The 620-nt window shown below is 48.1% G+C and carries 2 rRNA genes; both read right to left on the bottom strand.

Going from position 1 to position 620, the window contains the following annotated elements:
- Window positions 1-90, bottom strand: a 23S ribosomal RNA gene (locus QP922_RS12800); the annotation flags it as partial.
- Between the two features lie 468 nt (window positions 91-558).
- Window positions 559-620: ribosomal RNA gene (locus QP922_RS12795) — 16S ribosomal RNA — on the bottom strand; the annotation flags it as partial.

Raw genomic sequence — 620 nt, 5'->3', positions numbered from 1 at the left:
GACAACTCCCCGAGGCTTAACGCAGCCTTACACGTCCTTCATCGGCTCAGCATGCCAAGGCATCCACCATGCGCCCTAAATAACGAACACACAACCAACACACAACACAACAAACGCTGCCCGCATGCTGGCGTGAACTACACAAAACACAAAAGAACAGAAATCACACAAACCATGACGCCCACCACCAACAAAAGAAGATGGCAAGCACATGGTTTAATGCTCGCGTCCACTATACAGTTCTCACACAACACCCCACACCAACCCAACAACCATGCATATTGCATCACAACTGCTGCGCTTCATGTGGGTTACAACCAGGGGATAATGCCCCAGACACCCAACAATGCACCAAGTACTTCTTCTAAAACGTGTCAGTCAAAAAGAGTTCACCACTCGTGGATAGTAAATCATTCTTGGTTAAGGTGTATCTCCACCCGATTATCATTCGGTGGCAGCAAAACTTCCGTTTACTCAACCACCAACCACACAACACAAACAAAAACATGCATTGCATGGTGTACAGCACCAACTGGTGCCAAAATTAATGCTCCTTAGAAAGGAGGTGATCCACCCGCACCTTCCGGTACGGGTACCTTGTTACGACTTCGTCCCAATCG

Origin of the sequence: Corynebacterium sp. MSK218 (genome assembly GCF_030232655.1) — a bacterium.
GTDB lineage: Bacteria > Actinomycetota > Actinomycetes > Mycobacteriales > Mycobacteriaceae > Corynebacterium.
The sequence above is the reverse complement of the archived record's forward strand: the minus strand, read 5'-3'. Positions and strand labels throughout refer to the sequence as shown.